Source organism: Elusimicrobiota bacterium (assembly GCA_026388095.1).
GTDB lineage: Bacteria > Elusimicrobiota > Elusimicrobia > UBA1565 > UBA9628 > UBA9628.
Map to the genome: position 1 here is coordinate 1 of JAPLKL010000013.1, position 4,093 is coordinate 4,093.

Annotated in this window: 3 protein-coding genes; all 3 read right to left on the bottom strand. The window is 65.2% G+C overall.

The window, feature by feature from the left end; genetic code table 11:
• Nucleotides 1-327: hypothetical protein (locus NTY77_03070; protein MCX5794465.1), on the bottom strand; the 327-nt coding region annotated here is incomplete at its 3' end.
• A gap of 8 nt (nt 328-335) precedes the next feature.
• On the bottom strand, nt 336-3,452 hold the full coding sequence (locus tag NTY77_03075) for a hypothetical protein (GenBank protein MCX5794466.1): 3,117 nt from the start codon (nt 3,450-3,452) through the stop codon (nt 336-338).
• Nucleotides 3,453-3,469: 17 nt separating this feature from the next.
• On the bottom strand, nt 3,470-4,093 hold a 624-nt coding region (locus NTY77_03080; protein MCX5794467.1), incomplete at its 5' end, for a hypothetical protein.

Consider the following 4,093-nt stretch of genomic DNA (forward strand, 5'->3'; position numbering starts at 1 on the left):
GGGCGCGCTGGTGCCGTTGCCCTTGAGCACGCCGGTCAGGGCCGGGGTGGCTAGGACGCTGGAGCCAGCCATGTAGAACAAGGCGCCCGGGGCCGCGCCGGTGTTGGTCGCGTTCATCCCGCCGTTCAATAGGGCGACGTACGGCGTTGGAGCGATGGTGTAGTTATCCGACCAATAGGCGATGTAACCTGGGGACCCGGTCATGGCAGAGGGCGCGCCGGTGTTGTTGCCCTTGAGCACGCCGGTCAGGGCCGAGGTGGCTACGATGCTGGAGCCGGCCATGTAGAACAAGGCCCCCGGGGCCGCGCCGGCGTTGGTCGCGTTCATCCCGCCGTTCAATAGGTGTCCGCGTTCGTCCCGCCGCTCGAAATGGAGACGTACCGCGTCGCCGCGAGGGTGTAGTTATCCGACCAATAGGCAAGGTAATTTGCCGTGCCGGTCATGGCGGAGGGCGCGCCGTTGCCGTTGCTCTTGAGCACGCCGGTCAGGGCCGAGGTGGCTACGATGCTGGAACCGGCCATGTAGAACAAGGCCCCCGTGTCTGCGGCGGAGTTGTCCGCGTTCGTCCCGCCGCTCGAAATGGAGACGTACCGCGTCGCCGCTATGGTGCTGTCGGTCACCCAATAGGCGATGTAGCCTGGGGTCCCGGTCATGGCTGCGGGCGTGCCGGTGCCGTCACCCCGGAGAACGCCATCTGGCAGGGCTCCTGTGCCTGCGAGGCTCGTCGCGTCCTTCTTGTAGATCAAGCCTCCCGTGGTCGCGCCGGAGAGGTCGGTACCCGTTCCGCCGCTCGATAGGGCGACTCGCAGCGTCGCCGCGATGGTGCTGGCGGTCAACCAATAGGTGATGTAGTTTGCCGTTCCGGTGTTGGCTGTCGGGCCGTTGCCGTCCGCCCGGAGAACGCCGGTCAGGGCTTCGCTGACTACGATCGTCGTCGATGGACCGACCTTATAGAGATAGAGCAGTCCCCCTGTGCGCCCGGCACCGGAAAGGGAGAGGTCCGCGTTTGTGCCGCCCCTCGACACGGCGGTGTACTGCTCCGCCGCGATGGTGCTGGCGGTCAGCCAATAGGCGTTGTATCCTGTCGTCCCGGTATTGGCCGTCGGGCCGTTGCCGTCCGCCCGGAGAACCCCGGTCAGGGCTTCGCTGACTGCGAGCCGCGATTGATCGGGAACGGGACCGCCAGCGACCTTATAGAGCAGTCCCCCTATGCGCCCAGCACCAGAGAGGTCCGCGTTCGTGCCGCCCCTCGACACGGCGGTGTACTGCTCCGCCGCGATGGTGCTGGTCGTCAACCAATAAGCATCGTACCCTAGCGTCCCGGTCATGGCGGTCGGGCCGGCGCCGTCCGCCCGGAGAATGCCGGTCAGGGGTCCGGTGACTGCTAGCGTCGATGCATCGAACTTGAAGAGCAGCCCTCCTATGTTCCCAGCACCGGAGAGGTCCGCGTTCGTGCCGCCGTCCTCCAATCTGACTTTCGTCCCGCCGCCGACGCGATAGATGTAGCTCCCGCCTATGGTGACCCCGGTAGGGATGTTCTTCCCGATCGCTGGTGCCCCGGAGCCGTCGGTCACCAGGACGCCGCTGCTCTTGGCTACCAGTCCGGCCACCGTGTTATCGAAGCTGGAGTATAGGATCTGGTTCTTACTGGTAGAGCCAGGATAGGTGGCCGTGGTCCAGGTCGGGCTTGTGACGGCCATCATGAGTAGTTGGCCCGCAGTGCCTTTGGCGAGCATGCCGGTATTACCGCCGCTAAGCTGGTAAGGCAGCGAGCCTTGCGCTCCGCCGGCCAGATTATGCGCGGCGTACGCGACGCCCGCGGCGGAAAGGTCGACCCAGGAGGGAGGGGCGTCTCCGTTGGTCTCCAATACATATCCCGATGTGTCCGGCGCCAGCGCGGCCATCTGGGTGGCATTGGAGAAATAAGGGATGGCGCCCTGCTGGCCGGCTGCGTACAAGTCCGAGCCCGTGCCGCCGTGGGCTATGGACAGGGCGTTCTTTACCCCGTTGGTCAAGTCCACCTTCTCCCATGCCGGGATGGTGTTTCCCCCGCCGGTGTTGGCCAAATAGCTTGTGGCCGCGGTGACCAAGGTGAGCGTGGACACGATGTTGATCGCGGAGCCGTAGAGGAGGTCTCCCTCATACACCTCAGTCGAGTAGTTCACGCTGCTCCAGGAAGGGACCGCGCCGGTGCTCCGGAGTATCTTGCCGGCGGGGCCGATGGCCAGCAGGGAAACCGAGCTGAGCGTCGTGTTGTAGTAGCCGTAAAGGAGGTCTCCCTGCGCCACCGAATTTGGGTAGAGGACGCTGCCCCAGGCCGGGGCCGTGCCGTTGGAGCGCAGGGTCGTGCTGGCGGCGCCGATGCCCAGCGCCGAGACCTTCTGGTTCGAGGCCGAGTCGCCGTACAGGAGGCTGTTCTTCGGCACCGAGTTCAGCGGCGAACCCGAGGGGTAGGTGGCGCTGGTCCAGCCCGGGATCTTGGTGCTGCCCGATCGCAGGATCTTGTCGGGTGTGATATCGATATTGAGCAAGTCCATTTTTGACCCGGCCACCGAGAAATAGGGGATGTCACCCTTCACCGGGGAGGGGGAGCTGAAAGTATTGCCCGTGCCGCCGGACGGCGGACCGAGAGGGCTGGCGCTGGGCAATTGCAGCGTTCCCGTCACGGTGAATGTGGACTGAGTGCCGGGGTTGCCGAACGTCGCGGGCCCCACGACGACGAGGCTGGCGCCGGCGCCGTCTATGGTCATGGTCCCCGAAGCCAGATGGAGGCCGGCGCCGGGGCCGTCGAGGGTCAAGGTGCCCGAGCTGATGGTGAGCAAAGTGTACGGGTGCGAGGTCCAGACGCCGATGAAGGCCGTGCCGGAGGAGATGTAGAATGCCGTGTTGTTGGTGGCCGCCGCGGTCGTGATGCTGAGATCTCCTTCGGAGATGTCGATGGTCCCCTCGACGGATTTGGCCACGAGCGCGTAGGGCATGGCGGTGAGCAGCCCCCTCGGCGTCAGCTTCTGGCCGTCTCCCAGCTTCTGGAAAGGCTTGTCGATCTCCACCTCCAGCCAGCGTTGCCCGCCGACGTCAAAGAGGTCGGAGGTCGAGAAGATGATGCCGGCCTTGAACAGCCCTGCGCTGATGTCGATGGAGGTGTTGGTGTACGAGGACGGGATGACCGCCAGCAGTTGCTCGGGCTTGCCTTGCTCGTCTACGCAAGGCACTGTTGGTAATATCCGGTTGCAGTTATAGATGCGGAAGACGATCCCCCATGGCGCCCGCGAGTCCGAGGTCACGTCCTTCCCGTCCACTTGTATGCGCCCCTGGTAGTTGATTCCCACTGGGATGCTTCCCGGCAGGATCGTGCTGGGGTGCAAAGTGATGGCGCCGCGCGCCGGGCCGGCCCACAGCGCGCAGGCCAGCAGCGCCCAGAGGAGGGGGGAGGTTGTCCTCAGCCGCTTCATGGCATCATCACTCATGGTCACCAGAATGACTCGCCGGCCGCGTTGGCGAAAGCGCCCGTGGTCGTGCCGGTCGAGATTATGATCTCTCCCTTCGTAGTGCCCAGACAGTCGGTGCAATAGTACATCTCGCCCACGGCCGTCGGCTGAGTCGACAGGAAATATGTCTTGAGCTGCTGGACTGGCGCCAGGATCGTTCCGACCACGCTGCCGCCGGTGATCGTCACGTTCCCGGGAGTGAACCGGCTGTAGGTCCCTGTCTCGCCGATATCGGCCAGGGTGGCGTTGCCTGTCGGCGCGCCGGCGCCGTTGCCCTTGAGCACGCCGGTCAGGGCCGAGGTGGCTACGATGCTGGAGCCGGCCATGTAGAACAAGGCCCCCGGGGCCGCGCCGGCGTTGGTCGCGTTCATCCCGCCGTTCAATAGGGCGACGTATTGCGTCGCCGCGATGGTGTTGGCATTCGACCAATAGGCGATCTGGGTTGCCGTGCCGGTCATGGCAGAGGGCGCGCCGGTGTTGTTGCCCTTGAGCACGCCGGTCAGGGCCGAGGTGGCTACGATGCTGGAGGTGGCCATGTAGAACAAGCCCCCCTGGCCCGCGCCGGAGTTGTCCGCGTTCGTCCCGCCGCTCGATAAGGAGACCTT

Coding starts and splice junctions, on each gene's coding strand:
- NTY77_03075 (MCX5794466.1), bottom strand. CDS start 3,452: ATGAAGCGGCTGAGGACAACCTCCCCCCTCCTCTGGGCGCTGCTGGCC.